The sequence below is a fragment of the Desulfitobacterium hafniense DCB-2 genome (assembly GCF_000021925.1).
Lineage (GTDB): Bacteria > Bacillota > Desulfitobacteriia > Desulfitobacteriales > Desulfitobacteriaceae > Desulfitobacterium > Desulfitobacterium hafniense.
Map to the genome: position 1 here is coordinate 1,502,187 of NC_011830.1, position 25,790 is coordinate 1,527,976.

Below are 25,790 nucleotides of genomic sequence, written 5' to 3' on the forward strand. Positions count from 1 at the left end.
CTATTTTGTGTGAGGAGTGTAAAGAGTTAGTTGATCCTAAAGAGGAGCAATTGGAGCAGATATTAGCTCATCATAAGCGGGAGAAAGGGGCGCTTATTCCTGTTTTGCAGGAAGCGCAAGGGCTTTATGGGTATTTGCCTGAACATGTGATCAAGCACATCAGCAGGGGGCTGGGCATACCTTCAGCTAAGGTTTATGGAGTTGTTACATTTTATGCTCAATTCCGCCTTACCCCTATGGGGCGCAATGTGATTAGTGTCTGCTTAGGCACGGCCTGCCATGTTCGAGGAGGCGCTAAAGTTCTGGAAGCCATAGAGAAGGATACAAAGATTAAGGATGGGCAGACCACGGAAGACGGGCGCTTTACTTTAGAGATCGTCAACTGTATTGGGGCCTGTGGATTAGCTCCCGTTATGTCCATTAATGGGAATGTCCACGGAAGATTGAATGCAGATCAAATCCCAGGAATCCTGGCAGAGTATAAGTAGGGGGAATAGGGATGAACACAGAAGCTAAAAAACAGGTTTTTATCTGTGCAGGTACAGGCTGTATCTCTTCAGGAGCTAATACAATCATCGACTTAATTAACGTGGAGATAGAACGTCGAGGGTTAGCAAAAGATGTGGAGCTCATTGCCACGGGTTGCCGTGGTTTTTGTGAGCAAGGGCCGACTTTAGTTATTGAACCTGCGCAAAGATTCTACCGGAGAATTCAGCCGGAAGATATTCCGGAGCTGGTAGAGAAGGAATTAGCTCAAGGGGAAAAAGTGGAGCGCCTGTTCTATGTGGATCCCCAGTCGGGGGAACCTGCTTTAAGTTATGAGGATATTAGTTTTTTTGCTAAGCAAACTCGTATTGCTCTTAAAAATTGTGGATTTATCGATCCCACCAAGCTCGATGACTATCTGGCTCACAAAGGCTATGAAGGCTTGAAAAAAGCCCTTACGATGGACCCGGAGGCCATTGTCGAAGAGGTCAAGGAATCCGGCTTGCGTGGCCGGGGAGGGGCCGGTTTCTCAACCGGTCTGAAATGGAGCTTATGCAGGGCTACCCCATCCGATAAAAAATATGTGATTTGCAACGCTGACGAAGGAGATCCGGGTGCGTTTATGGATCGCGGTCTTCTCGAGGGAGATCCTCACGCGATCATTGAAGGTATGCTGATCGGCGCTTATGCCATTGGTGCTGATGAGGGCTATGTTTATTGTCGAGCAGAGTACCCTCTGGCGATCAAGAACCTGCAAATTGCCATCAAACAAGCCGAAGAAGCGGGATTCTTAGGGAATAACATCCTGGGTTCCGGATTTAATTTTCATTTGAAAATCAACGCCGGAGCCGGAGCCTTTGTCTGCGGTGAGGAAACCGCTTTGATGGCATCTATCGAGGGCAAACGCGGCATGCCCCGTGTGCGGCCTCCTTTCCCGGCCCAAAGCGGATTATGGGGTAAGCCTACCAATATCAATAATGTTGAGACCTGGTCCAATATTCCTCATATCTTGAGAAACGGAGCCCAATGGTATGCCCAGTACGGAACGGAGAAGAGCAAGGGGACCAAAATTTTTGCGCTAACAGGTAAGGTTAATAACACAGGGCTGGTTGAAGTCCCCATGGGAATGCCCTTAAGAGATATTATCTTTGATATCGGCGGCGGCATTAAAGATGGTGGAAAGTTCAAGGCAGTCCAGATCGGCGGTCCCTCAGGGGGGTGCCTGCCGGAAGATATGCTGGATCTTCCTGTAGATTATGATACCTTAACTAAGGCCGGTGCTATGGTAGGTTCCGGTGGTCTGGTTATTATGGACGAAACCACTTGTATGGTGGATATTGCCCGCTTTTTTCTGAACTTTTCCCAGAGTGAGTCCTGCGGAAAATGTACCCCCTGCCGTGAAGGGAATAAACGGATGTGGGAGATTCTCGATCGCATCACCCGTGGTGAAGGCCGGGAGGATGATATTGAAAAACTGGAAACCCTGGCCTATACAGTTAAGGAAACTTCACTGTGCGGCTTAGGTCAGAATGCGCCCAACCCTATCCTGGCTACCTTAAAGTATTTCCGGGAAGAATTTGAAGAGCATATCCACGCCAAAAAATGCCGGGCCGGAGTCTGCAGTGAACTTCTGACCTACTCTATCGATGCCGAAAAATGCAAAAAATGCGGACTATGTGCCAGAAATTGCCCGGCTAACTGTATCAGCGGCAATAAGAATACCCCCTATGTGATCGATGGGGAAAGATGTATCCGCTGTGGAAGTTGTATGGATTCCTGCAAATTTGGCGCGGTTATCCGGGCCTAGAAGGAGGAGTGGATTTAGTGGAATGGCTTAACTTAACTATTGACGAAAAAGAAGTTGTCGTACCCAAAGGGAGCACGGTCTTGGAAGCATGCCGTATGTACGATATTCCGATTCCAACCCTTTGCCAGGATCCGGAACTCACCAATGCCGGAGCTTGCCGTCTCTGTATTGTTGAGATCGCAGGTATGCGCAATCTGCCGCCTTCCTGCGTTACCCAGGTGACCCAGGGGATGGTTGTGAAGACCCAGACACCAAAGGTGCGCAAGTCCCGCAAGGTGATTCTGGAGCTCTTAGTGGCGAACCACCCTTTGGATTGCATGACCTGTCAGAAAATGGGAGACTGTGCGCTGGCTCAGTATGCCTATGAATATGGTGTGACTGGCGAAGATTACCGGGGAGAACGGCGTGAGCTGCCCCTTGATGACAGCAACCCCTTTATTCTCAGAGATCCGAATAAATGCATTCTCTGCGGCAAATGTGTGCGGGCCTGTGAAGAGATTCAGGGGCGAAGTGTGTTGGATTTCTTTAAACGGGGGTTTGACTCCCAGGTGGGACCGGCCTTTGATGTTCCTTATAGTGAATCGGAATGCGTTTTCTGCGGTTCCTGTGTTTCGGTTTGCCCAGTGGGAGCCTTGGTGGAGAAAAAGATGGTCGGCCAGGCTCGGGCCTGGAACATCGAAAAAGTACAGACCACCTGCCCTTTCTGCGGCACAGGCTGTAATTTTGACCTGAATGTCAGCAATGGCAAAGTGATCGGGGTAACCTCCAATCCGGAGTCACCGGTGAACGGTAAAGCCCTTTGTGTCAAGGGCCGTTTTGGCATGGATTTGATCCACAGCCCTCAGCGCCTGACCACTCCCTTGATTAAAAAGGATGGAGAATTCGTCCCGGCAGGCTGGGATGAAGCCCTTGATTTAATTGCCGCAAAGTTCTCCCAGATTAAAGAGGATTATGGGCCAGATTCTTTTGCAGCACTCAGTTCAGCCCGCTGTACCAATGAAGAAAATTACCTGATGCAAAAATTTATGCGCGCAGTGATCGGAACCAATAATGTTGATCACTGCGCCCGTACCTGACACGCTCCCACTGTGGCAGGTCTTGCCACTTCATTTGGTTCAGGAGCGATGACTAATTCTATCAACGAAATCCCTAATGCCGAAGTCATGTTTGTGATTGGTTCCAATACTACAGAAGCTCATCCGATTATCGGCACCAAGATGAAGCAGGCTCTGGCCCGGGGAGCCAAGCTTATTGTAGCTGATCCGCGGGAGATCGAACTGGCCAGGGATGCTCATATCTGGATGAGATTGAAACCAGGTACGGATATTGCCCTGATCAACGGGATCATGAACATCATTGTCGAGAACGGCTGGGAGGATCGCGCTTTTATTGAGGAGCGAACCGAAGGCTATCAAGAACTCAGGGAAAATCTCAAGAAATTCCCGCCGGAAGAAGTCAGCAAAATCACTGGAGTTCCCGTGGAGCTGATGGCAGAAGCTGCCCGTCTCTACACCAGTGTGGAGCGAGCTCAGATTTTCTACACCCTGGGAATCACGGAACATGTTTGTGGTACGGATAATGTTATGTCCCTGGCCAATCTGGCCATGCTGACCGGAAATATCGGCAAAGAAAGCTCCGGGGTCAACCCGCTGCGGGGGCAGAACAATGTGCAGGGAGCCTGCGACATGGGAGCTCTGCCCAATGTTTATCCCGGCTATCAGAGTGTTACCAACCCAGAGGCACGGGCTAAGTTTGAAGAGGCCTGGGGAGTTTCCCTTAATCCCAATCAGGGCTTCATGATTCCGGATATGTTTGATTCAGCAGTCAAGAAGGAATTGCGGGCCATGTATATCATGGGCGAAGATCCTGTGCTGACCGATGCCGACGCCAATCATGTGCGTAAAGGCCTGAAGGCCTTGGACTTTCTGGTTGTTCAGAACATCTTTATGTCTGAGACTGCCGAATTGGCCGATGTTATTTTACCGGGGGCCAGCTTTGCGGAAAAGGACGGTACTTTCACCAATACCGAGCGTCGGGTGCAACGGGTTAACCGGGCGATTAAGCCTATCGCCAATACGAAGGCGGACTGGGAAATCATCTGCGAGCTTTCCAACCGGATGGGGTACCCGATGGCTTACCCATCGCCTGCAGAGATCATGCTGGAGGTTGCCTCCCTGGCACCGCAGTTTGCCGGAGTTACCTATGAGCGTCTGGGCAAAAAAGGCCTGCAATGGCCGGTTCCTCATGCCGAACATCCGGGCACGAAGTTCCTGCACCAAGGGAAATTTACCCGCGGCAAAGGCGTGTTTACGGTGATTGAGCATCAACTGCCGGATGAGCTGCCCGATGAAGAGTACCCATTCCTGCTGACCACGGGCCGCAAGCTGCAGCATTATAACATCTCCACCCGTTTCTCGGCGGCGCTGGATGAGCATGCCCCCGAGGAATTGGCTGAGCTTAATCCTAAGGACGCCCGGCGATTGGGGATTCAGGATGGTGAGAAAATCAAGGTAGTTTCCCGCCGCGGTGAGGTAGTGACCAAGGTTTGGGTAACCAAACGAGTTCCGCCAGGGGTGCTCTTTATGACCCTGCACTATAGGGAGTCACCGACCAATGTCTTAACCAATGGGGCGTATGATAAAGTAACCAAGACCTACGAATATAAGGTCTGTGGTGTACGGGTGGAGGCTCTGAAGTAATTTAAGCAATAAAGAAAACTCGCCTCAGGTGGAGTGTCGACTCTATCTGAGGCGTAGTTGACTTATCCGCGGAGTGGATAAGAATAGGAGAGTGTCTGGCTATATCCAGTATATAGCGTGAGGCACTCTCGTTTTGTTACAGAACAAAGGCAACAATGAGATAAAACCCTTCTACAGCTCTACCCTAGGCATGTTTTCTCTATCTATGTTACAATATAAGACGAAAGTTTAAACGTTGATAGAGACAAGGGAGACATAGGATATGGGTGCTGATTATGGACAAACCCTTCTGCCGATGACCGGGATTATTCTGGCCGGTGGGAAAAGTTCCCGCATGGGTTGCAACAAGGCTTTTATTGAATGGGATGGGGCACCGCTCATCGAACACAGCTTAGCTGTCTTCAATGCGGTTTTTGCGGAAGTGATGATTAGCAGCAATCATCCGGAGCTTTACGCTGACTATGGAGTAAAGGTGATCAAGGATAATTATCCGGATCATGGGCCGTTAGGTGGATTGGAAGCATGCTTGCGGGAAGCCCGCTATGATCATGCCTTTTTTGCTGCTTGCGATATGCCTTTTTTGAATACAAAGGTGATTCGATTTATGGCTGGAGAAATTGAAGGCGAGAGTATTCTAGTCCCCGAGATTGAGGGTGTAGTTCACCCTCTTCATGCTTTTTACCACAAGAATTGCCTCCCCTTGCTTGCCGAGAGCTTAAAGGCAAAGCATCTTAAACTGACAAAACTTGTTCAGCAATACAGCAGAGTGCGTTATCTAAGGGAGAAGGATTTCCGGGATTTTCCCGCAATACATCTTTTTTTAAGCAATATGAATACCCCTCAGGAGTGCCTGGAGCTGCGGCAACACAATAGTCATAGTATTTAATGCTGTAAAAAAGAACATTTTTTATTATTTTTAATGGAAAAAATGTTATTTATCTGGAATATATTAAGAAATATTAATAAGGATTAAGAAATATTATTGCTTTGAACTCTTTTGGCAATCTCCAAAATGGTGTATACTACAAGTAGTTACATTCATTCTGCTATAATTATTTTGAAACATGGAATAATCAGCAAATAGAATATGTTTATGTGCTCCGAAACTGGAAACCTAAAGTTAGCTATGGTTTACCAGTCGTGCATTCTGCACCGGGTATTATTGGAAACAGTAATGCCTCCCATTTGGAAAGGAGTCTGTAGGGTATGCGGGAGCTCCGCGGTTTTACAGACCGTGGGGCTTATTTATTTTGTGGAATAATGAACGTGAAGGTGAGGGGAATCTATGCAAGATCAATATCGGCGCCAGATCGAATACCTGAGGATTTCCATTACAGATCGCTGCAATTTACGATGTAAATATTGCATGCCCGCTGAAGGAGTTCAATGGATTCCTCATGAGCGCATCTTAACCTATGAGGAAATATTGCGTGTCATGCGCATTAGCACCACATTGGGCTTTAGACGGTTCCGCATCACCGGCGGGGAACCCTTAATCAGGTCCGGAGTCCTGGAATTTTTGCAGAATGCCTCGCAAATTCCAGGAGTGGAAGATTTGATGCTGACCACCAATGGGATACTTCTTGCGGACATGGCGGAAGATCTGAAAAAGGCGGGAGTCAATCGGGTCAATATAAGCCTGGATACTTTCAATGAAGATAGGTTCCGGGAACTTACCCGTGGTGGGGATATTAAGAAAGTCTTTCAGGGAATACACCGCTCTCTCGAAGTAGGGCTGCATCCGGTTAAACTCAATGTGGTGGTGGTTCGTGATTTCAATAGCCATGAGCTACCCCGTTTTATGGAATTAGCTCGTGACTATCCGCTTCATGTTCGCTTTATCGAATTGATGCCTATCGGGATCAGCTCGGATAAACGCAGTGATTTCGTATCTATCGATGAGATGAAAGCAATACTGGGCTTAGAGGGCCTGAAAGCCACTCACGATATTCAAGGAGGCGGTCCTGCAGAATATATCACTTCAGAGGGTTTTAAGGGCAGTGTGGGCTTTATCAGCGCTATCAGCAAGCATTTTTGCAGCACTTGCAATCGAATTCGCCTGACTCCCGACGGGAAGCTGCGCCTGTGCTTACACAGTTCCAAAGAAGTGGATTTTCGTGAAGTGCTTCGCTCCAACAAGAGTGATAATGAAGTCAGGGATGTTTTTGCCCAGGCGATTTGGAATAAGCCGGCTGAACATCATATGAATGATCAGGCCTGGCAGGATCAACGGATTATGTCCCAGATTGGAGGATAATGATGGAACTGACACATTTTGATGAAGAAGGCCGGGCACGTATGGTGGATGTCTCGGCTAAGGCGGAGACGACCCGGGTGGCTACGGCCCGGGGTAAGGTGGAAATGCAGGCGGAGACTTTGGAGAGGATTCGCTCAGGACAGATTGCCAAAGGGGATGTGCTGGCGGTGGCCCAGGTCGCGGGAATCATGGCAGCCAAACAAACTTCAAATGTGATTCCCATGTGTCATCCTCTGGCTATTACCGGAGCAAAACTGAATTTCGAAATTGTTCCTCCCGGAACCATAGAAATCGAAGGAATTGTCAAAGTCACGGGTAAAACCGGGGTTGAGATGGAAGCGCTTACGGCTGTCAGTGTTGCTGCCTTAACTATTTATGATATGTGCAAGGCTATCGACAAGACCATGGTTATCAGTGATATCCGGCTTATGGAGAAAACCGGCGGCAAGAGCGGGCATTTTATTCGCGAAGATCACTTAAAGAGCACAACTTAATAGATAAATTCGAATGATTTAAAACAAATTAGGAGGAACGATGATGGCGAAGATTATCGCAGTTTGTACAAGTGAGAAAAAAGGGATGCGGAAAAAAAATGTAGGGGAGGGAGTACTGAAGGTTAATTTTGGTATCGAAGGAGATGCTCATGGCGGGGATTGGCATCGTCAGGTAAGCTTGCTGGCGATGGAAAGCATCAAGAAGATGCAGGATATGGGGCTTGATGTGGGACCGGGAGATTTTGCCGAGAATTTAACCACCGAAGGAATCGATCTGGTGAGCCTGCCCCTGGGCACAAAATTAAAGATTGGTGAAACCGGCGTGGGCGAAGTGACACAAATCGGTAAAGAATGTCACACCCGATGTGCTATTTATTATCAAGCGGGGGACTGTGTTATGCCCAAGGAAGGGATCTTCATCCGTGTTCTGGAAGGCGGCCCTATTAATGTGGGAGATAGTGTTGAGGTGATGGAGTAATGCTGAGGGTTGGGGTTATAACCGCCAGTGATAAAGGATCTCAGGGGCAAAGAGAGGATCTTTCCGGTGCTGTTCTCAAGGAACTGGTGAAAGAGATCGACGGCGAGGTCGTTCTCTATACTATTCTTCCGGATGATCAGGAGCTTTTGGCCCAAACGATGAAAAAGTGGGCCGATGAAGAGGGCTTAGACCTTATTCTGACCACAGGTGGCACGGGTTTCTCCTTGCGTGATGTTACCCCGGAGGCGACGACTGCTATTGCGGATCGTATGGTCCCCGGGATTGCTGAAGTAATGCGTTATGAAAGCTACAAAATTACTCCGAAGGCTATGTTGAGCCGGGCAGTGGCGGCCTTGCGCAAGCAGACTTTAATCATCAATATGCCGGGTTCGCCTAAGGCCTGTAAGGAATGTTGGGCAGCCCTTGTCCCTGCTTTGCCCCATGGAATTCAGATCCTCAAAGGGGAGGCCAGCGAGTGTGCTGTGCCTGTTCACCAATAGGCATCTTCAGCGTGTTTTTGAGGTTTTTTAGGTTCAATTCAATATAAAAATTTTTTTGCTTGTCACTCCTGTCCTTTTCCTGCGTACTCTATAGTAAGGGAAAGTGGAAATGGGGTGACATTGTTTTGAAGGCGATTGCTTTTATTGATTATGAAAATATATGGACTGGACTCTTTGAACAAGGTTATGAATTAACTCCGGAAATCCTTATGGAATCCATTCAACTGTATGCTAAACAAAATGACTATGTTCTATCCGCTATTTATCTCTATGCTAATTTCGATCGGGAAGAATTCTGGCGTGCCCAGACTTCCTTTGAGAAGATTCATGTATATACACGCCATGTGTACGGAAAAAACAATTTTGCCAGTACGGGATTAAGGCGAAATGCGGCGGATGTGGAGCTCATATTGGAAGCGCAGGAGATCTTGCTCACTCGTACCGCAACCTTTGATGTGTTTCTTCTGTTGACTGGGGATGGGGATTTTTTGCCTTTACTTCGAAAAGTAAGGGCCTGGGGAAAAGATGTTAAAGTTATCGGCGTGAAGGGAAGCATGCACCACGAACTTCAAGCCTTTAGTGATTCCGGAGATTTTTTCGGCGAGTTTCTCCCTCAGGAGCGACCGCAGGAATATGAGCCTGAAAAGGATCTTGAACAAGCAATCTCAATCATAGCTCAGCTTCAGCTAAGCATGACGTATATTGCTTCCACCAAAGCGAGGCTCACCCTGTCGGATCATCTGGGAGTTACCATATCCCAAGTGAAAGAGCTTATTCGCTACGCATTAAGAGAGGGGATTCTTCTTGAACAAGAATATGCCGATTCCAGTTTAAAGATCGGTAAAACCAAGGTCTATCTTTTGAACCTTGACCATTCTATGGTTCAAGTTGTTCTGGGGTCCGCAATCGAAGAGATTCGCAAACGCTATGAGAAATTAAGAACTCATTGATGGTTTGCCGTGTAAAATTGAGCAGGCACGGCATAGGGTAATAAAAGAATGAGAAGAAGGGGTATCTGGCCGGGAGGGCTGGATATCCCTTCTTCTAAGGCGCCGTGATGATTTTTTGTCCAAAGGATGAATAAACCCCCCGGGGACTGGTCAATATATTGCTTAGTGAATGCAAGTCGAAGCTATGAGATTCTGTCAATTTAAGAGTGATGCAATAAGGGGAAGATATAAGGAGAAAATAGAAGGTTTTCGCTTGTAAATCTCTTAAAAATGCAAATGACAGGATTTGATTTCTTCATCCACCTTGCATATTATTATAGTATGATGTTAGCACTCAATAGGAATGAGTGCTAACAATATCAAAATAATATTTGAGTTCTTAAGGAGGGACTTTCTTCAATGAACATTAAGCCTCTAGGTGATCGGGTAGTCATTAAAGCACTCCCCATGGAAGAAAAGACAAAAAGCGGAATCATCATGCCGGATACGGCTAAAGAAAAGCCTCAAGAAGGTGAAGTCGTTGCAGTAGGACCTGGAAAAATGGAAAAAGGAGAGCGCATCGTCCTGGATGTTAAAGTGGGTGACCGCGTGATTTATTCCAAATATGCCGGTACTGAAGTAAAGTATGATGGTCAAGAGTATCTTATTCTTAAGGAAACTGACATTTTAGCGGTTATTGGCTAAGATAATACTCTTTGCTTTATTCACTTAATGAACTTGACATTGTACAGTGTTTTTTACTTATTGACCCTTGAATTTTGATTTTTAAGGAGGAACTTACAGGTGGCAAAACAAATCGTTTTCAATGAAGAAGCTCGCCGCGCATTAGAGCGTGGTGTTAATGCCCTGGCTGAGTCTGTCCGGGTAACTCTTGGACCTAAAGGCCGTAATGTGGTTTTGGACAAAAAATTCGGCGCTCCTTTGATTACCAATGATGGTGTGACTATCGCCCGGGAAATTGAGCTGGAAGATCCATTCGAGAATATGGGGGCCCAACTTGTCAAGGAGGTTGCAACCAAAACCAATGATGTAGCAGGGGATGGAACCACCACTGCAACTGTATTGGCCCAAGCGATTATCCGTGAAGGCTTAAAGAATGTAGCTGCCGGTGCTAATCCTATGGGCATCAAGCGAGGCATTGAGAAGGCTGTTGAATCTGTTGTCGAGGATATTAAAACCAATGCAAAGCCCATTGAAAGCAAGGAATCCATCGCTCAAGTAGCTTCTATCTCCGCCGGCGATGACAACATCGGCGTTCTGATTTCTGATGCTATGGAAAAGGTCGGCAAAGACGGCGTAATCACCGTAGAAGAAGCTAAAGGAATGACCACCGAGCTCAAAGTTGTCGAAGGTATGCAATTTGACCGGGGCTATCTCTCTGCATATATGATCACCGATACTGATAAGATGGAAGCTATTTTAAATGATCCTTACATCTTAATTACCGATAAAAAGATTGGCGCTATCGCCGACATTCTCCCTGTTCTTGAGAAAGTCGTTCAAGCCGGCCGTCAACTTCTGATTATTGCCGAAGATATCGAAGGGGAAGCTTTGGCTACCCTCATTCTCAACAAACTCCGCGGAACCTTTACCTGCGTTGCTGTAAAAGCTCCTGGCTTCGGTGATCGCCGTAAGGCAATGCTGGAAGATATCGCAATCCTCACCGGTGGTACCGTCATTACCGAAGATCTTGGCTTAAAGCTGGAAAACACTACGATTGATATGCTGGGCCGTGCTCGTCAAATTCGCGTAACTAAAGAAGAAACCACCATTGTTGAAGGCTCCGGTTCTCAAGATGATATTAAGAGCCGTGTGGAAGCCATTAAAAAGCAAATCGACGAAACGACTTCTGATTTCGACCGGGAAAAACTTCAAGAGCGTTTGGCTAAATTAGCCGGCGGGGTTGCTGTGATTCAAGTAGGTGCTGCAACAGAAGTTGAAATGAAAGAAAAGAAACTCCGCATTGAAGATGCTTTAGCTGCAACCCGTGCAGCAGTTGAAGAAGGTATCGTAGCCGGTGGTGGCTGCGCGTTAGTGGATGCTGCTAAAGCGCTTGACAGCCTTAAGCTGACCGGAGACGAAAAGACCGGTGTAGCTATTGTATGCCGTGCTTTGGAGGAACCTCTCCGTCAAATTGCCAATAATGCAGGATTTGAAGGCTCCATCGTTGTGGAGAAGGTTCGCAATGGCGGCCGTGGGGTAGGATTCAACGCTCTGACCGAAGCATATGAAGATATGATTGCAGCCGGTATCGTTGACCCCGCTAAAGTGACACGTTCTGCCCTGCAGAATGCAGCTTCCATCGCTGCTATGCTCCTTACTACCGAGTGCTTAGTTTCCGATATCCCATCAAAGGATAATGGTGCGGCTGCTATGGCTGGTATGGGCGGCATGGGTGGAATGGGCGGCATGATGTAAAGCCTTAAACCACAAATAAATGCCTGAAATAAGTGAGACTCGTGTTGCGATGTGGCTATAGCCAATTTTGCTAACACGAGTCTCAATTTTTAGAGGTTTCTTATAAGTTCGCTGAACTTGCAGGAAGCCTCTTTTTTATTATTTTTAGACGTCTTCGGCAGCTTTTAATTCGACCATTCCGAGAACTTTCATCTTGTTATCATGTGACAGCTTGCGGAAATTTGATATAAGAGCCAATTCATCCTCCGTTAATTCAACGGGGGATATTTTTTTGTCACTTATTCCATAGATATCGTCCAGGTTAATCTCTAGGAAATTGCAGATGTTCAGAAGAGTCGAGATGTCGATAGAGTTGGTCCCTTTCTCCCATGATGATATCGTATTATCTCTGACCCCTAGATGGTCGGCTAATTGTTTTTGGGTTATACCTTTTCTTTCGCGATATTTGCGTAGGTTTTCCGCCACCCTCAATTTAATTGCTTCCATTGATAACCACTCCCTTGTGTTGATTATATAGATAACTATGATCTTAATCAAGATGAATATTCATGAAATATGAATAAAAGATATTGACACATCATAATTTATGAAGTAAGGTGGTGTTGTGAGTTCATGAAATATGAAGTTGGAGTGAAATGTGTTTGGAGAAAACCAAGCTTCAAGGATTGCAACTCTTTCCGTCGGCGTGAACGTTAAAGATACCCTTGCCAGTAGTTATTTTAGAGATTATCGATCGGATGGGAGGTGAAATGAATGAGCGGTTGCAGGCTGTATAGAATAAAACCTTTGAAGTGGCTTAAGTCAATCACGTCTTACCGTACTCGAAAGTTGGATAATCTCCCTAAGAGCAAATGGGCTGAGATATTAGTAAGGGGAGGGACCATAAAGCCCTGACTATCCAAAGGGAAAAGGTGGAGGTGGATCACAATGCTTAAGGAAAAAGTCAAATGCAGTGTGCATTTCTATTGAAGGGAAGCCAGGCTAATGAAAATGCCTGAACAAAAAGAAAATGCCCGCAAGTCCTGGCAGATTTAACGGGCAGAAGAAAAATAATTTCTAGCTTAGTATATCATGTTTTGCCAAGTCAGTACATCAGCTCATTAATAATCAAGTTGAAGTTGTCGCGGTGCGAATTACTTAAGTAGGATCAGTGGTTCTCCAGGCGGAGCGTAGAGAAGTTGGACATAAAGGTGGAGAGATAGTATGCGAATCGACATAAATGAGAAATACTGCATCACCTCTGATGAATACCAATATATTCTTAACACAAAATCCGTTAGTAACGGTAAAAAGATAAAGGGGCAGAAAGAATTAAAAGCAGTTGCTTATTGCTCAGATCTCAATCATTGTCTTAAGGAACTTGTAAAGCGTCAAATCAGGGAATCAGATTGCACTTCCCTCAGAGACGTTGCAAAGCGAATAGAAGAAATCAGAAGTGAAATAAATAGAACTGTTAATTTTTAAGCGTTGTGAAGAGCACCTTCCCTATGGGTCATGCGGGCACCACAGCAATATATATCGTGTGGATGCGTGATGTTCCAGTGAGTTGATAGAGTAGGTGTGAGCAGATAAAGGAGTGGAGTGGCAGTGGAAGAAAGAATTGAGAAGCATATTCACCAGTATGTCGAGGCAGAACTTAGGAATTATCGGACCTATAAAAAACTTATTGGTGAATACGATAAAGAGTTGCTGTATAGAGGTGCTAAATCGGGACTTGGTAAAGACCCGACGGGGAGGTTTTCACAGAATCGGATCAGTGACCCAACGTATGATGAAGTAGCAGGGGTTATTGCTAATGAGCAGAGAGTTAGAAGGATGAAAGATGTTGTGATGTGCATCGAGGATGTCTTAGAAGAGTTGTCGGAAGAGGAAGCACGATTAGTGGAGATGAAATATTTTAAGAGTTGCTATACAGACTTTGGAATCATCGGCGAGCTGCACATAGGGCAAACAAAATACTATGGAGATAAAAAAAGGATAATCAGAAAGTTTGCTTTAAGGATGAGGTTAATATAAGTGTAGAATTTGCGAAGTATTTAACACCATTTCCGTAGTATTATGGTATCAGTGAAAGGCGTCAAGAGATGGGCGCCTTTCCTTATTTATAGGAGTACTCCTTTCGGCGACTCTCCTCTCGGTCGGCTGGGTGAACTATAGACCAGCCGCTTTAATCAGGCTTTGGTGATAACAGTCAGAGGGAAAGCAAGGAGGTGAGGATGGCCTATCAGAGAACTACGGCTTTACCGGGATGTAGGCCGGAAAAGAAAAATGGCTGGGCAGAAGGAAGATTTATGATGAACATCTCCATGCAGGAGATGGATCAAGAGATGCCCAAGTATCCGGCCAAACGGGCAATGGGGCAAATCATGAATGACTGACTGTCGAAGGGGGTGATCCAATGAGCGCTATTACAGTCAATGGGGTTCGGGACAGTGTGATGACAATACTGCATCAACATTTCCCCGGCATCTCTGTTTATAGCGAAGAGATCCGGCAAGGCTTTGATAAGCCTTGTTTTTTTGTCAAGCTTTTCCCGGTGTCGCAGAATCAGCTTCTTGGCCGGCGATATCAGCGGAACCACTCTTTCGATATTGGCTACTTCCCGGTAGTGGTAGATGAGGGAGAAGGCGAAGGGAATAGACAAAATCAGGACATGCACGATGTGGCTGAGCAACTGTACGAAGCAATGGAGTTGATCCCAGTGGTTGATGAGAGCGACGGACTAATGCGAGGCACGAAAATGGGACATGAAATCGTCGAAGGGGTACTGCATTTTTATGTGGATTATAATTTCCAGGTTATAAAAGAGGCGACACTGGAGCCACTGATGCAGACCATGGAACAGGAGGGATTTATTCGTGGCTAGGAAAGATGAACTTATTGAAAAGGTCTATTCAAAGCTGCAGATTCTGCAATCAAAGCAATTCACAGCACAGCAAAGGGATGTGCTGGAGGCTTTGCTGCAGGACGGTGCCAACTATACCAAGAGTGAGGTTATCTCAATTTCTGAGGACTTTCGAACAAAGGAGGCTAAATAAAAATGGCAGCAGGAACATTTACAGCTCAAAACAAGGTGAGACCCGGCGTGTATATCAATTTCAAATCTGAGCCCCAGGCGGCAGGGACTTTGGGGGAACGGGGGATTGTATCCATGCCCCTGATTCTGAGCTGGGGTGAACCCGGTAAAATGATCACCATCGAAGCCGGTGACGATGTATTCCCAAAATTGGGGTACTCCATTATGGATGCCCAATTACGCTTGATCAATGAGGCTTTGAAACGGGCCAAGACGTTGCTCCTCTACCGGTTGAACGCCGGCACGAAGGCGGCGGTGACGGTCGGAAACTTGACGGTAACGGCCAAGTGGGGTGGAGCCCGTGGTAACGACATTACCCTTGTTATCCAGGAAAATATTGATGATGAGACAAAGTTTGATGTGTCCACCTTAGTGGATGGAGCCGAGCTCGATAAGCAAACTGTGTCTGATATCGCCGGCCTTGCTGCAAATGATTGGGTCATCTTTTCCGGTACCGGTGCCTTAACGGAAACAGCAGGCGCTCCACTGATCAACGGCTCCGACGGAGCCGTAACCAATCAGGCTTATATCGATTATCTGGCTGCTGTGGAGATCTTCGACTTTAACACTATCGCACTTCCCAGCACGGATGATGCGCTCAAAGCCACTTTCACTGCCTTTGCCAAACGGCTCCGGGATGACGAAGGGAAGAAGATCCAGGTCGTTCTCGAAAACTATCCGGCGGCTGATTATGAGGGTGTGATTAGTGTTAAAAACGGTGTGGTACTCGCTGATGGAACTATCTTGACGGCCGCTCAGGCGACAGCGTGGGTAGCCGGTGCCACGGCAGGGGCACGGGTGAACGAATCCCTCACTTACCAGGGCTATGATGAGGCTGTTGATGTGGCCCCCCGATATACCAATGCACAGATCATCGCGGCTTTGCAGGCGGGGGAATTTTTATTTACCGCCAGTGACAACCAGGCGCTGGTGGAACAGGACATTAATACACTGACTAGTTTCACGGCGGATAAAGGAAAACAGTTTGCCAAGAACCGGGTGATCAGGGTCTTGGATGGAATCAACAATGATTTTGTGCGGATTTTTTCTAAGTTCTATATCGGTAAGGTGTCCAATAATGCAGATGGACGGAACCTGTTGAAATCAGAGTGCATTAACTACATGAACACTTTGCAGGATATTGACGCAATTAAGAATTTTGATGGTCAGACTGATCTAACTGTCCAGTCCGGAAATGATGTGGATGCGGTCTATATTGAGGCTTACGCATGGCCGGTAGACAGCATTGAAAAGATTTATGTTCGTGTGCGGATTAAATAGAAAGTGCAGGTGAGATAAGATGGCATTTTTAAGAGCGGAAGACGCAGTGGGTGGCAAGCAGGCCAAAGCTTTTGCTACGATCAATGGTCGGGTGGAAGAGTTATTTTATGCTAAATCCATTGAGGCAACTATCGAAAAGAATAAAGCAGATGTCCCTGTTCTCGGCAGGACGAATGTGGGAAAGAAGGCTGCTGGCTGGACCGGCAGTGGGACCCTGACGATCTATTATATTACGAGCCTGTTCAGGCAGCTGATGATCGACTATGTGAAAACCGGGCGGGATTTCTATTTTGATCTTCAGATCGTCAATGAAGATCCGGCCTCGGGTGTAGGAAAGCAGACCATTGTGCTTAAGGGCTGCAATCTGGACAGCGTTACAGCAGCGTCTTTTGATATCACTTCAGACGATCCTTTGGAAGAGGAGATGCCCTTTACCTTTGAGGATATTGATATGCTGGATCAGTTCAGCCGTCCGGTGACGGGATAAAAATGTTCTGCAGCTATGGACATGGTATGGGACACATCCCCAACTTGTCTTGAAGGAGAGTTTTAAAGGAGATCAGCAGTATTCTGGTCTCCTTCTCTTGCTTGCGTTAATAAGCGCTTTAAGTCTTTGGGAGTTTAGGAGGATTAAGAATTATGAGTGATTTGCAGGATTTCTTAATGGACAACTTTGAAGAGGCTGAACCGATTGAACGGAGAGTAAGTCTTGGCGGGAAGGAAAAGATTATGAAGTTTAAGCCTATTTCAGCCGCCACAGGTGACGAGATCAGGAGGAGCTGCCGCAAAACAACCTTCCATAAAGGTCAGCGGCTTGTTGAAACGGATCAGGATGCCTTTGTGGCTAAGTTAATTATTGAAACAACAACAGTTCCTGATTTCAAATCTCAGGAGCTTCAGCAAAGCTGGGGTGTGCTGGGGGCTGAAAATCTGTTGAAAGCTATGAAAACGAAAATGAAGGATGGCGAATATGCCACTTTTTCCAATATTGTCAGTGAAGTCAATGGTTATGACAAGAGCATGAACGATTTGGTCGAAGAAGCAAAAAACTAATTGAGGAGGGCGATGGTGAGGCGAATTACGCTTACTACGCCCTCCACGAGCTTCATATTTTACCCGGGGCATTGGTAAGATTACCCCGTAAGGAAAAGGCGGTTGTTTATGCCATGATTGATATCAGGATTAAAAAGGAGAAAGACGAGGCGGCCAGGGCTAAAAGGAAAAGAAGATAATATCTAATACACCATACTAGCCGAAACCTTGTTTTCGCCAGGAAACCCAAAAGGAGGTGGCAATGTGGCAACGATCGATTCGGCGTTAAAAATGTTCGGTAAAATGTCCGATGTTGCAGACCGCTTAATAGAGGCAGCTAAAGTAATCGGTGAGCCAACAATTGGTGCTGCAATGGAGCAACAGCAGATCATGGATACTTTCAGTGTAAAAACCGGGAGCGAGCCTTTAGGTGCGGTGATTTATGACCGGATTACAAAGCAGGCCTTGGGATGGGGAGAAGATGTAAATGCCTCCCTTTCGGGAGCAATGTCCTTTATGTCCACTACCATGGATCCTGATAAGTTAACTCAACTTAATGCTTTAGCGGCGCGGCTCTCAAAACTGAATCCTGCAGAAGGATTAGAGGGGGCAGCTCTTTCCATGAAGGAACTTATGTCCGGCGACTACACATCAATTGCCGAAGGCTTTAATATGAGCGGAACAATGCTCCAGGGCAGTGCGGCATACCAAGCCGGGCTGCAAGGGGATGTGGATGGATTCATTAAAGGAATGGATGAGTTATTAAATCAACAAAATATGACGGAAGCAGCTTTTGAAAAGATGCTGGATAGGCCGGCTGCAAAGTGGCAGAGGATCATTCAGACATTCAATTTTAGCCTGGCTAAAGCGGGTGAGGAGGCAGCAAAGGCATTATCCCCTCTCTTCGACATGATTATCAAGGGCTTTGAGTCTGAGGGAGCAAAAGTTTTTTTAAACATTTTAAGCATTGGACTAACTTCGGTAGTTACTGGAATCCAATGGATGCTGACAATGCTTCAAGATGGATGGCCGGCTATCCAGCAGATATTATTGGGTATAGGAACCTTAATATATAATCTGGGTGTAATTCTCTTGGGGTTGATACCTATCATCATGGGGGTTGTTGCAGCTTGGGTGGCGTACAATGCAGTTGGCCTTATAGCGAATGGGATTACCTTTATAACCGGAACCCTGATACCTATTGTTAGAGGTCTAATGGCAAAGTGGAATATCGTAACATTAATGTTGGCGAGCGGCATTTCATTATTAGCTTTAAAACAAAGGCTGCTACATTACGTTATGAATATAAACCCTATCGGCTTGGTTATTGGTCTTGTAATAGGGCTTATCACTGTTTTGGGAGCACTTAGCGTCGTAACGAACGGAGTCAAGAAAGTGTTCTCTGATGCCTTTGGGTTTATTGTTGATGTTGCTGAAGGTGCAATTAATGCAGTTTTGAGAATACTCAATGGAGCAATAAGGGGAATAAATGAGGTATCTGGATTCTTTGCTAATCTTTTAGGCATTGAGGCAAAACAAATAAAAGAGATCCAATTTAAAGCTGATTTTTCAGAGTTTAAAAAGGCTGGACAAGAAGCCATAGAGAATTTTTCAATGGATGCACTAAAGGAAAAGTTAGGATTTGATAATAAGTTTCAGATGCAAGAAGATTATGGCTGGGATGGCTCCATCCCTAATATAGATGATGCCCTCTCCAGCATAGACCATGTGGGCGAAGTCGGTAAAATCGGAGACACCGTAGATATCTCCAGTGAAGATCTGAAGATTATGCGGGAGCTGGCGGAAATGAAGAACATCCAGAACTTTGTAACCTTGACACCGACCGTATCCGTGACTACAGGAGACATCCGCAACGGAAGCGATGCGGATACTATTGTGGCAAAGATTAAGATGATGCTGGAGAAAGATATTGCATCGTCGGCATCAGCAGTGTATGGGTAAACACTACCCTTGAAAGGCAGGTGATTCCAATGTCTTATAGCATTGAACTCAGCTTCAACAACCGGGACGAATCCTTCGAGCTTCCCGTCATGCCGGGAAGCCTTGACGCCAGTAAGTCCGGCAACAACAAAACTTATGACATCATCGCCCTGGGTGAGATCAACATTATTAAGAATCCCCAGCGCATTGAATACGGATTCAGCAGCATCTTTCCAGCCCAGCGCTATCCCTTTGTGACAGTTCAAACACTCTTGCAGCCTATCGAATATGTCCAGCTTATCATCAGGTGGATGGAGTCTAAACAACCCATCCGCTTTATTTTTACCTCCGACCGATTTGAGATCAACACTTTGGCTAGTATTGAGAGCTTTGACTGGGAAGAGGTTGCCGGTGGTTCAGGGGATCTTGAATACTCCCTTAAGCTCAAAAGTTACGTCCCCTATGCGGCACAAAAGGTGCCTATAGAAGATCTTATTGATAAATCAGCGTCCACAGTGGCAGTGCCGCCTCCGGCACCGGTCAGGCCCAATGAAACCAAGCCCCCTAAGACCTATACACTGGTGGCTGGGGATACCCTGTGGGCGGTGGCTCAGAAGCATTTGGGCAATGGTGCCCGCTGGCCGGAAATACAAAAGCTAAATGACATCACGGACGCGGAAATTAGGCGGCTGCAGATCGGCCGGGTGTTGAAACTGCCATAATAGGTCCAGATGAAGGGAGGGAATAAAAGATGCTGAAAATCGTGATCGACAATAAAGACGGAAACGTATGGGACATCTCTCAGATCGTCGCTGATGTGAATTGGAAAACAAGCCGGATCGGCAAGGCTGGTAGCTTAGATTTTACGCTCATCAAAAATGCACCCGCTCAGGAACTGGCCTTTAAGTACGCCAATGGGAACATTGTCCATGTCCAGATGGAAGATGGTACTAATGTCTTTTATGGTTATATCTTTAGTATAGACGGAGGTAAGGATGAGGCGGTGAAGATTACTTGCTATGATCAGCTGCGCTATCTTATGGCCAGTGATACTAGTATTTATACGAATATTACAGTCTCGGAGCTGGTCAGGGAAATAGCTGCCCGGTTCCAACTTGAGACAGGTCGCATTGATGATACAAAGTATAGGATACCGACTTTCTCCGAAGACAATCAGAAGATGATGGATATGATCTGTAAGGCGCTGGACCTGACGCTCATTAATACAGGCAAGAACTATGTCTTCTTTGATGATTTTGGCGCACTGACCATTCGGAATGTTGAGGATTTTCTCCTGGATTTTATCATTGGTGATCATAGCCTGATGACAGACTTCAGTCATAAGGTTTCTATTGATTCTGATACGTATAATGTCATCAATTTATATAAGGACAATAAAGAAACCGGTAAACGGGAACCCTACGAAAAGCCCTGCAGTGCCAATATAGCCAAATGGGGAGTGCTGCAGCTTTGTCAATCTATAGATGAAGAGATGAACGAGGCCCAAATTAGTGAAATGCTTAAAAATCTACTCACTCTTAAGAATCGGGAGACGAAATCCCTTAAAATTGAAGCATTAGGCGATATCCGGGTCCGAGGCGGTTGCTATGTACGCATTCAAATTGCCGAGTATGGAATCAATCAGCCTTTTCTGGTCGATGAATGCACCCACCGCTTCGATGGGGTGAATCATACGATGAGTCTGGAGTTAAGGGTTATTTGATAAATAAAACAAGCCTGGGAAGGTGATAGAATGTCTAGTTTATTGGACCTAATCAAAGCGGCTGGGGCGGATGCCGTTAACGCATCCAACCCTGTGAATATTCTTTTTGGCGAGATCTTAACAGTGCATCCGCTCAGTGTCAAAGTCGATCAACGCTTTATACTGCCAGCGGATTTTTTAATGGTGCCGGAGAGAATGACAAAATACGAAGTGGATTTGCAGCATACGCATCAATACACCGATGATGGTTCTACGAGTGACACGTCGGAAGCTTTAACCCAAAGAATCGTGATTCGCTCCGGACTTGCCCCGGGGGATAGGGTTTTGATGCTTAGAGTCCAGGGTGGGCAGCGTTATGTCATTTTAGATAAGGTGGTGGTGTCTTTATGATCCCCACAGGTGGAAGCATTACCCATGGGGTGATTCAGTATGCCCAACGGCCTTCCCTTACCTGGAGGCTTGACCCGGCCAAAGGGCGCATCACTGGGAGGCTGGACGGATTGGAATCTGTGCAACAAGCCGCGGCCAAGATTCTGCAGACCCAGCGGTTTCGCCATTTGATCTATACCCCGAATTACGGTAGTGAGTTGGGTCAATTGATAGGCATGAATCGGGCTTTTGTGAAATCTGAAGCTGTTAGGATGCTTGAAGAGGCATTGACTCAAGATGACCGGATCACAGGAGTCGAAAATGTGCAGACCACAGCTGCGGGAGATAGCCTGCTGATTGAGTTTACCGTGATCAGCACCTATGGGAGATTCAATATGACTCAGGAGGTGGGCGATTAATGTATGAACATCAGACTTATGAGGCGATTCTGGTCAGGATGCTCGCCAGGGTGCCGGAGACCATCGACAAGCGGGAGGGCAGTCTGATTTACGATGCCCTGGCCCCGGGAGCGGCGGAGCTGGCTCAGGCATATGCCGAGTTAGTGGTTAACAATAATCTTTCTTTCGCGGATACGGCCAGCGGAGAATTTTTAACCCGCCGGGCCGCTGAGTTTGGAATCAAGCGGAAGGTGGCTACAAAAGCCTGGCGGCGTGGCGGATTTCTGGATAGTAATAATGCCCTTCTTAACATTCCGCTAGGCAGCCGCTACAGCATCGGTGGGCTGAATTATACCGCTATCGAACAGATCAGTACCGGCGCGTATGTCCTTGAATGTGAAACGGCCGGCACAGCAGGCAATCAGCAATTTGGGGATTTGCTCCCTATCGCCTATGTCAATAGTTTGGCCAGGGCGGAACTCACCGAGGTGCTGGTTCCAGGTGAGGATGAGGAGACAGACGAAGCCCTGCTCTCCCGATACTATGAGACGGTAAACGAACCGGCTTTTGGCGGGAATATGGCAGATTATCGGCAAAAAGTCAATGCTATCAATGGTGTAGGAGGAACCAAAGTCTTTCCCACTTGGGCTGGGGGTGGCACTGTGAAATGCACGATTATTGCCTCTGACTGGGCTAAGCCATCTCCTGAATTAGTGAATGAGGTTCAATCCACTATGGATCCGGAAGAGAATCAGGGGATGGGACTGGGGCAGGCACCGATCGGCCATGCCGTGACGATAGCCGGGGTGGATAAGGTTACGGTGGATGTGGAAACGACACTCACGCTTGCGCCAGGTGTAACTCCCGGGCAGGTTCAATCCGATGTGGAAGCGATCTTAGATGCCTATCTTTTAGAACAAAGAAAAACCTGGGCTGCGCAAACCCAGATCATCATCCGTATGGCACAAATTGATGCCCGGATGCTTACTGTCCAAGGCGTCGAAGATGTGACTGGAACAAAGCTTAATGGGACGGAGGCCAATTTCTTGCTTGATGAGGAAGAAATTCCAATCTTGGGGACGGTGATTATCAATGAGTAAGTCTATTAGAGAATATTGGCCCCAATTGTTTGATAACATTTTAGACTTTCAGCTTCTAGCTGATGCAGTGGATACCGAAATACAGTCTCTAGGTGAGACAGTGGATCAGCAACTCGCTGACCAATTTGTTCTCACTTCAGGCTATGAGGCGGTAAAACGCCGGGAAAGGATGCTGGGCATCCAGGCTGATCCCACGAATGAAACGCTGGACTTCCGGAAAAAACGGATTATTAACCGTTATTCAACGAAGCCGCCGTTCACTATTCGTTATCTTCAAGACCGCTTGGATTTTCTGGTGGGTGAGGAGAAAGCAATTGTGAGTGCGGATGGTCAAGACTTTTTACTTTTCGTGGAGACCGCCATTGAAAATGCGGCGCTCTTTAAAGAGGTCGAGCGGACAATAAAAACCATCAAACCGGCAAACTTGATCTATAACCAGCAAACCGCTTTAGGTGATCATATCTCCATGGAAGAGCATATACGTTTCCGTACATTAGAGAGGCAAACCCGGCTGGGTTCAACATGGAGGGTAGGAATGACACCTTTTGCCGTAGCAGATTTGGAGGTGAGCGTTAAGTGATATCAACAGAGTTTTTATCCAATGTGGCAGACCATGTAGATGGTCAAGTAGCTAAGGTCGTATTAAATGAGAGCTACGAAATCACCGACTTTAGTATTAAAGAGACAGAGCAAGGCTTGGTTCATATGCAATATATTGTTCCTAGTGGCGTGGTGCCGACAGTAGTTTTAATCGAGCTTAAGGATGTTTCTGATAATGTCATCAGCTCAAATGAAGTTTATGTCCCGATTACCGCAGATACGATTATAACGCAGACCATTCGAGTTAAGGAGGGGTGAGAATGGCAAAGACAAACTGGCAATATGGTGAAATTGTTACCGAGGAAGATTTTAACCAGTTGGGGCAAGAAGTGAATGAAGCCACAGCTGGATTAGCTGTTCTGGAAGAGCAGCTTGGGGAAGCCGAACAAAGCAGCAAAGCCTATACCGATCAGCAAATTCAGCTGGTTACAGCCACCGGCATCCCTAAACTGGTAACCTACTCATATGCATTGATGGCTGATCAGCAGGGTCAAACTGATTTTGAAATACCTTTGGAAACCTTCGTTAAGGAAACAGATACGGTGACCGTTGCCCGGAATAGTACGGTGCTGAGCACGGAGCGATACAGTGTTGTTGACCCGAAAATAGTTCGGTTGGCGGAAGGCGTAAATATAGGAACAGAAATATTTGTTCAGGTATGGAAGAATGTGCCCATCGGTCCGGATGGAGCGATATCAGCGTCAGTGCTGGCTAATGATACTGTGACAGAGTCGAAGATGGCTGATGAGATGAAAAAGGATGTGCCCGGAGGAGTGGCGGGGTATGATTCGTTTGCTATGCATTTGGCGGATTTTACGCAACAGATACCTTATGCGGTGACGGCGGGAAGTGCTAATGCTTATACAGCATCTACAACCCCGCCTTTGCCTGCTCTGGTGGCTGGAGTGGCCATTACGGTTAAGTTCCATGCTGAAAACACAGGTGTGGCCACCCTGAACTGGAACGGCAAGGGTGCAAAGGCAATAAAAAAAGCAAACGGGAGTGATGTTAGCTCAGGGAATTTAAAGCTGAATGGAGTCTATACCCTTCGTTACGACGGAACAAATTTTATATTGCAGGGTGAAGGGGGGATAGAAAACGATGCAACAGCCGTAGCTGCAGATATCTTAACCTCAAAGACAGCGTATGTGGGAGATGGGGTAAAAATTACAGGAACGATGCCCAACACTCCCTCCCAAACCGCAACACTGCAAATCACAGGAAGCGCAAAGCCGACCAAGGTAGTCCCAGCGGGTTACACTCCTGGCGGGACGGTTACAGCAGAGTTGGCGGCAGCGTTAGCAAACAGAATTTTAGCTGGAAATACAATAGGTGGTGTGGCTGGTACTGCTGTAGATGGGGCAGAGATGAAGAAATTTGCCATTGGGTCTGCAAGATCATCGACCAGCCAGAAGTCATTTCCAACTTCTAGGGGCGGTACATCAAATCAATATTATATAAATATCTCGGGTTTATCATTTGTGCCAAGTATAGTTATCGCAAGTTTGTCGTATACCTATGGTAGTTCTTATCAAGGAACTGTATTTAGGAGAGGTTATAGTAGTGGCTATGACGGCCAATATGGCGGAGATACGGAACTTGGTGGAGCGATACTAAACTTGGCATCGAGCATTGGGACATCATTTGATTTTCCTATTTCACCATCAGACAACAACATTAGCTGGATAGCAATTTCCTAACAAGGAGGACTGTAGCGTGATTCAATATGGTAAACGTATTATTTTTGATCTTAGCAATGGAAGAGTATTAAACGGGACATTTGATGAAATGACTGGGGATTTACAAGAGGGGCTAAGGCCCCCCTGAAATTGATTTTATAGACCTACCTTATGGTGATATAACTTTTCAAGATGCTTTAGAATACCATGTAGACGTTGATACTAGGACTATTGTTGTCGATTCTTACAGAGAACATATTCCTTCATATGAAGAGTTGCAACAGCAACTCCTCATTAGTCAGGGGGTTATTTAATATGGTTAACGGGATGTATGTCAATTGGCTTGTTAGTTGGGTTAAAAAAGAAACAATTAATATTCAAACAGGCTTGCCGTTTGTCTTGAATGATATAATAATACCTGAGTATCGGGGGGAAGTGGAAGATTTACTTAATGCGCAATAGACCTTAATACGATGTAAAAAGGTATAAATGATTCTTACAA

General features: G+C 46.4%; 30 protein-coding genes and 1 riboswitch. Of the genes, 29 read left to right on the plus strand and 1 reads right to left on the minus strand.

Annotation, left to right across the window (positions count from 1 at the left end; genetic code table 11):
* Positions 1-5 precede the first annotated feature (5 nt).
* From nuoE to groL, 11 genes are all read left to right on the plus strand, one after another.
* On the plus strand, positions 6-488 hold the full coding sequence (nuoE, locus tag DHAF_RS06990; RefSeq protein WP_015943404.1) for an NADH-quinone oxidoreductase subunit NuoE: 483 nt from the start codon (positions 6-8) through the stop codon (positions 486-488).
* An 11-nt stretch (positions 489-499) separates the two neighbouring features.
* Positions 500-2,293: an NADH-quinone oxidoreductase subunit NuoF gene (nuoF, locus tag DHAF_RS06995; protein WP_015943405.1), complete on the plus strand. Its 1,794-nt coding sequence runs from the start codon at positions 500-502 to the stop codon at positions 2,291-2,293.
* A 17-nt stretch (positions 2,294-2,310) separates the two neighbouring features.
* The gene (gene fdhF / locus DHAF_RS24985; protein WP_015943406.1) at positions 2,311-4,992 is read left to right on the plus strand and encodes a formate dehydrogenase subunit alpha; all 2,682 of its coding nucleotides are present in this window, start codon (positions 2,311-2,313) and stop codon (positions 4,990-4,992) included.
* A gap of 262 nt (positions 4,993-5,254) precedes the next feature.
* Positions 5,255-5,878, plus strand: coding sequence for a molybdenum cofactor guanylyltransferase (mobA, locus tag DHAF_RS07010; RefSeq protein WP_005817332.1), 624 nt, complete (start codon positions 5,255-5,257; stop codon positions 5,876-5,878).
* A 200-nt stretch (positions 5,879-6,078) separates the two neighbouring features.
* Positions 6,079-6,205, plus strand: a riboswitch (molybdenum cofactor riboswitch).
* A 72-nt stretch (positions 6,206-6,277) separates the two neighbouring features.
* On the plus strand, positions 6,278-7,249 hold the full coding sequence (gene moaA, locus DHAF_RS07015; protein ID WP_015943407.1) for a GTP 3',8-cyclase MoaA: 972 nt from the start codon (positions 6,278-6,280) through the stop codon (positions 7,247-7,249).
* A gap of 2 nt (positions 7,250-7,251) precedes the next feature.
* A complete protein-coding gene (moaC, locus tag DHAF_RS07020; protein WP_015943408.1) occupies positions 7,252-7,743 on the plus strand; it encodes a cyclic pyranopterin monophosphate synthase MoaC in 492 nt (163 codons plus the stop codon).
* Between the two features lie 43 nt (positions 7,744-7,786).
* A complete protein-coding gene (locus DHAF_RS07025) occupies positions 7,787-8,221 on the plus strand; it encodes an MOSC domain-containing protein (RefSeq protein WP_015943409.1) in 435 nt (144 codons plus the stop codon).
* Positions 8,221-8,721, plus strand: coding sequence for a MogA/MoaB family molybdenum cofactor biosynthesis protein (locus DHAF_RS07030; protein WP_015943410.1), 501 nt, complete (start codon positions 8,221-8,223; stop codon positions 8,719-8,721). The genes DHAF_RS07025 and DHAF_RS07030 overlap by 1 nt, the downstream gene beginning before the upstream one ends.
* A 125-nt stretch (positions 8,722-8,846) precedes the next feature.
* Positions 8,847-9,671, plus strand: a complete 825-nt coding sequence (locus tag DHAF_RS07035; RefSeq protein WP_018306448.1) for an NYN domain-containing protein — start codon at positions 8,847-8,849, stop codon at positions 9,669-9,671.
* Positions 9,672-10,070: 399 nt separating this feature from the next.
* The gene (gene groES, locus DHAF_RS07040; RefSeq protein WP_005817319.1) at positions 10,071-10,355 is read left to right on the plus strand and encodes a co-chaperone GroES; all 285 of its coding nucleotides are present in this window, start codon (positions 10,071-10,073) and stop codon (positions 10,353-10,355) included.
* Positions 10,356-10,454: 99 nt separating this feature from the next.
* Positions 10,455-12,089 (plus strand): chaperonin GroEL, encoded by a 1,635-nt coding sequence (gene groL / locus DHAF_RS07045; protein WP_015943412.1) that lies wholly within the window; start codon positions 10,455-10,457, stop codon positions 12,087-12,089.
* A gap of 144 nt (positions 12,090-12,233) precedes the next feature.
* Here groL and DHAF_RS07050 read toward each other — a convergent pair whose 3' ends face one another.
* Entirely contained in the window at positions 12,234-12,575 is a 342-nt protein-coding gene (locus DHAF_RS07050) for a helix-turn-helix domain-containing protein (protein ID WP_005817315.1), read from the minus strand.
* 717 nt (positions 12,576-13,292) lie between these two features.
* Here DHAF_RS07050 and DHAF_RS07055 point away from each other — a divergent pair.
* The 18 genes from DHAF_RS07055 (at position 13,293) to DHAF_RS26035 (ending at position 25,750) form a co-directional block, all read left to right on the plus strand.
* The gene (locus tag DHAF_RS07055) at positions 13,293-13,553 is read left to right on the plus strand and encodes a DUF5405 family protein (RefSeq protein ID WP_005817313.1); all 261 of its coding nucleotides are present in this window, start codon (positions 13,293-13,295) and stop codon (positions 13,551-13,553) included.
* A gap of 123 nt (positions 13,554-13,676) precedes the next feature.
* A complete protein-coding gene (locus DHAF_RS07060; RefSeq protein WP_015943413.1) occupies positions 13,677-14,105 on the plus strand; it encodes a transcriptional regulator in 429 nt (142 codons plus the stop codon).
* Between the two features lie 200 nt (positions 14,106-14,305).
* Entirely contained in the window at positions 14,306-14,467 is a 162-nt protein-coding gene (locus tag DHAF_RS26030; RefSeq protein ID WP_005817309.1) for a hypothetical protein, read from the plus strand.
* A gap of 20 nt (positions 14,468-14,487) precedes the next feature.
* Positions 14,488-14,955 carry a phage tail terminator family protein gene (locus tag DHAF_RS07065; RefSeq protein ID WP_005817307.1) on the plus strand — a complete coding sequence of 156 codons (468 nt, stop codon included), beginning with the start codon at positions 14,488-14,490 and terminating at the stop codon, positions 14,953-14,955.
* A complete protein-coding gene (locus DHAF_RS07070; RefSeq protein WP_005817305.1) occupies positions 14,948-15,127 on the plus strand; it encodes a hypothetical protein in 180 nt (59 codons plus the stop codon). The genes DHAF_RS07065 and DHAF_RS07070 overlap by 8 nt, the downstream gene beginning before the upstream one ends.
* Before the next feature lie 2 nt (positions 15,128-15,129).
* Positions 15,130-16,446, plus strand: a complete 1,317-nt coding sequence (locus tag DHAF_RS07075) for a phage tail sheath family protein (protein WP_005817303.1) — start codon at positions 15,130-15,132, stop codon at positions 16,444-16,446.
* 19 nt (positions 16,447-16,465) lie between these two features.
* Positions 16,466-16,933, plus strand: coding sequence for a phage tail tube protein (locus DHAF_RS07080; protein WP_005817302.1), 468 nt, complete (start codon positions 16,466-16,468; stop codon positions 16,931-16,933).
* Between the two features lie 152 nt (positions 16,934-17,085).
* A complete protein-coding gene (locus DHAF_RS07085) occupies positions 17,086-17,499 on the plus strand; it encodes a phage tail assembly chaperone (protein ID WP_005817300.1) in 414 nt (137 codons plus the stop codon).
* A gap of 270 nt (positions 17,500-17,769) precedes the next feature.
* Positions 17,770-19,440, plus strand: a complete 1,671-nt coding sequence (locus DHAF_RS07090) for a hypothetical protein (protein ID WP_005817298.1) — start codon at positions 17,770-17,772, stop codon at positions 19,438-19,440.
* 29 nt (positions 19,441-19,469) lie between these two features.
* Positions 19,470-20,141 (plus strand): LysM peptidoglycan-binding domain-containing protein, encoded by a 672-nt coding sequence (locus DHAF_RS07095; RefSeq protein ID WP_005817296.1) that lies wholly within the window; start codon positions 19,470-19,472, stop codon positions 20,139-20,141.
* 29 nt (positions 20,142-20,170) lie between these two features.
* Entirely contained in the window at positions 20,171-21,142 is a 972-nt protein-coding gene (locus tag DHAF_RS07100; RefSeq protein WP_005817294.1) for an XkdQ/YqbQ family protein, read from the plus strand.
* Between the two features lie 30 nt (positions 21,143-21,172).
* Positions 21,173-21,532, plus strand: a complete 360-nt coding sequence (locus DHAF_RS07105; RefSeq protein ID WP_005817292.1) for a DUF2577 domain-containing protein — start codon at positions 21,173-21,175, stop codon at positions 21,530-21,532.
* Positions 21,529-21,930, plus strand: coding sequence for a DUF2634 domain-containing protein (locus tag DHAF_RS07110; protein ID WP_005817290.1), 402 nt, complete (start codon positions 21,529-21,531; stop codon positions 21,928-21,930). Before DHAF_RS07105 ends, DHAF_RS07110 begins: the two co-directional genes overlap by 4 nt.
* Positions 21,930-23,009 carry a baseplate J/gp47 family protein gene (locus DHAF_RS07115; RefSeq protein WP_011461486.1) on the plus strand — a complete coding sequence of 360 codons (1,080 nt, stop codon included), beginning with the start codon at positions 21,930-21,932 and terminating at the stop codon, positions 23,007-23,009. Before DHAF_RS07110 ends, DHAF_RS07115 begins: the two co-directional genes overlap by 1 nt.
* Positions 23,002-23,589 carry a putative phage tail protein gene (locus DHAF_RS07120; protein ID WP_015943415.1) on the plus strand — a complete coding sequence of 196 codons (588 nt, stop codon included), beginning with the start codon at positions 23,002-23,004 and terminating at the stop codon, positions 23,587-23,589. Before DHAF_RS07115 ends, DHAF_RS07120 begins: the two co-directional genes overlap by 8 nt.
* Positions 23,586-23,867, plus strand: a complete 282-nt coding sequence (locus DHAF_RS07125; protein WP_005817286.1) for a hypothetical protein — start codon at positions 23,586-23,588, stop codon at positions 23,865-23,867. Before DHAF_RS07120 ends, DHAF_RS07125 begins: the two co-directional genes overlap by 4 nt.
* Before the next feature lie 2 nt (positions 23,868-23,869).
* A complete protein-coding gene (locus tag DHAF_RS07130) occupies positions 23,870-25,309 on the plus strand; it encodes a hypothetical protein (protein WP_015943416.1) in 1,440 nt (479 codons plus the stop codon).
* 294 nt (positions 25,310-25,603) lie between these two features.
* Positions 25,604-25,750, plus strand: coding sequence for a hypothetical protein (locus tag DHAF_RS26035; RefSeq protein WP_015943417.1), 147 nt, complete (start codon positions 25,604-25,606; stop codon positions 25,748-25,750).
* The last annotated feature ends 40 nt before the right edge of the window (positions 25,751-25,790 follow it).

Coding starts and splice junctions, on each gene's coding strand:
- nuoF (WP_015943405.1), top strand. CDS start 500: ATGAACACAGAAGCTAAAAAACAGGTTTTTATCTGTGCAGGTACAGGC.
- DHAF_RS07095 (WP_005817296.1), top strand. CDS start 19,470: ATGTCTTATAGCATTGAACTCAGCTTCAACAACCGGGACGAATCCTTC.
- DHAF_RS07030 (WP_015943410.1), top strand. CDS start 8,221: ATGCTGAGGGTTGGGGTTATAACCGCCAGTGATAAAGGATCTCAGGGG.
- DHAF_RS07105 (WP_005817292.1), top strand. CDS start 21,173: ATGTCTAGTTTATTGGACCTAATCAAAGCGGCTGGGGCGGATGCCGTT.
- DHAF_RS07090 (WP_005817298.1), top strand. CDS start 17,770: ATGTTCGGTAAAATGTCCGATGTTGCAGACCGCTTAATAGAGGCAGCT.
- mobA (WP_005817332.1), top strand. CDS start 5,255: ATGGGTGCTGATTATGGACAAACCCTTCTGCCGATGACCGGGATTATT.
- DHAF_RS07065 (WP_005817307.1), top strand. CDS start 14,488: ATGAGCGCTATTACAGTCAATGGGGTTCGGGACAGTGTGATGACAATA.
- DHAF_RS07110 (WP_005817290.1), top strand. CDS start 21,529: ATGATCCCCACAGGTGGAAGCATTACCCATGGGGTGATTCAGTATGCC.
- DHAF_RS07085 (WP_005817300.1), top strand. CDS start 17,086: ATGAGTGATTTGCAGGATTTCTTAATGGACAACTTTGAAGAGGCTGAA.
- DHAF_RS07050 (WP_005817315.1), bottom strand. CDS start 12,575: ATGGAAGCAATTAAATTGAGGGTGGCGGAAAACCTACGCAAATATCGC.
- moaC (WP_015943408.1), top strand. CDS start 7,252: ATGGAACTGACACATTTTGATGAAGAAGGCCGGGCACGTATGGTGGAT.
- DHAF_RS07025 (WP_015943409.1), top strand. CDS start 7,787: ATGGCGAAGATTATCGCAGTTTGTACAAGTGAGAAAAAAGGGATGCGG.
- DHAF_RS07080 (WP_005817302.1), top strand. CDS start 16,466: ATGGCATTTTTAAGAGCGGAAGACGCAGTGGGTGGCAAGCAGGCCAAA.
- DHAF_RS07120 (WP_015943415.1), top strand. CDS start 23,002: ATGAGTAAGTCTATTAGAGAATATTGGCCCCAATTGTTTGATAACATT.
- DHAF_RS26035 (WP_015943417.1), top strand. CDS start 25,604: ATGGTTAACGGGATGTATGTCAATTGGCTTGTTAGTTGGGTTAAAAAA.
- DHAF_RS07100 (WP_005817294.1), top strand. CDS start 20,171: ATGCTGAAAATCGTGATCGACAATAAAGACGGAAACGTATGGGACATC.
- DHAF_RS07075 (WP_005817303.1), top strand. CDS start 15,130: ATGGCAGCAGGAACATTTACAGCTCAAAACAAGGTGAGACCCGGCGTG.
- moaA (WP_015943407.1), top strand. CDS start 6,278: ATGCAAGATCAATATCGGCGCCAGATCGAATACCTGAGGATTTCCATT.
- groES (WP_005817319.1), top strand. CDS start 10,071: ATGAACATTAAGCCTCTAGGTGATCGGGTAGTCATTAAAGCACTCCCC.
- DHAF_RS26030 (WP_005817309.1), top strand. CDS start 14,306: ATGGCCTATCAGAGAACTACGGCTTTACCGGGATGTAGGCCGGAAAAG.
- DHAF_RS07115 (WP_011461486.1), top strand. CDS start 21,930: ATGTATGAACATCAGACTTATGAGGCGATTCTGGTCAGGATGCTCGCC.
- DHAF_RS07055 (WP_005817313.1), top strand. CDS start 13,293: ATGCGAATCGACATAAATGAGAAATACTGCATCACCTCTGATGAATAC.
- DHAF_RS07130 (WP_015943416.1), top strand. CDS start 23,870: ATGGCAAAGACAAACTGGCAATATGGTGAAATTGTTACCGAGGAAGAT.